General features: G+C 37.8%; 2 protein-coding genes and 2 tRNA genes (1 of these 4 cut by a window edge). All 4 read left to right on the top strand.

Annotated features, from left to right (window positions below; genetic code table 11):
* Positions 1-66, top strand: a tRNA-Gly gene (locus tag DWY01_RS11710) (it extends 29 nt beyond the left edge of the window).
* 44 nt (positions 67-110) lie between these two features.
* Positions 111-194: transfer RNA gene (locus tag DWY01_RS11245), tRNA-Tyr, on the top strand.
* Between the two features lie 140 nt (positions 195-334).
* The gene (gene infA, locus DWY01_RS11240) at positions 335-553 is read left to right on the top strand and encodes a translation initiation factor IF-1 (protein WP_117573900.1); all 219 of its coding nucleotides are present in this window, start codon (positions 335-337) and stop codon (positions 551-553) included.
* A 14-nt stretch (positions 554-567) separates the two neighbouring features.
* On the top strand, positions 568-622 hold a 55-nt coding region (rpmJ, locus tag DWY01_RS12045), incomplete at its 3' end, for a 50S ribosomal protein L36 (RefSeq protein ID WP_117572753.1).

The raw sequence follows: 622 nt of genomic DNA, 5'->3' as shown, positions 1-622 counted from the left end.
AGTTCAATGGTAGAACTTCAGCCTTCCAAGCTGACTACGTGAGTTCGATTCTCATCACCTGCTCCATTTTATTTATAACAATCTTGTGATTGTTCTTTTTTTTAAAAGCTGGAGAAGTAGCGAAGTGGCTAAACGCGGCTGACTGTAACTCAGTTCCTTTTGGTTCGGCAGTTCGAATCTGTCCTTCTCCACCACTTGAATGTAACGCAACTTGAAAAAGTTGTGTTTTTTTTAAATTAGGCTTGGATATTCTAAGCTTTTTTGTTAAAATGGTAGATGGCATTTTATGCCTAACATCATTTCATTTTTTGATAGAAGGAGGAGTGTAGGATTCATGGCTAAACAAGATATGATCGAAATTGATGGTATCGTAGTTGACACTTTACCCAATGCAGCTTTTAAAGTTAAATTGGAAAACGGACACGAAATTCTAGCTCACGTTTCTGGTAAAATCCGTATGCATCACATTCGCATTTTACCAGGTGATCGTGTTACCGTTGAAATTTCACCATATGACTTAACACGTGGGCGTATTACATTTAGACGCAAATAAGGAGACGATTAAAGATGAAAGTAAGACCATCTGTTAAACCAATCTGCGACAAGTGTCGAGTAATTCGAC

The sequence above is a fragment of the Eubacterium sp. AF22-8LB genome (assembly GCF_003458715.1).
In the GTDB taxonomy this organism is placed as follows: domain Bacteria; phylum Bacillota_I; class Bacilli_A; order Erysipelotrichales; family Erysipelotrichaceae; genus Holdemanella.
Note: the sequence above shows the minus strand (reverse complement) of the source record. Positions and strands in the feature narration are given on the sequence as shown.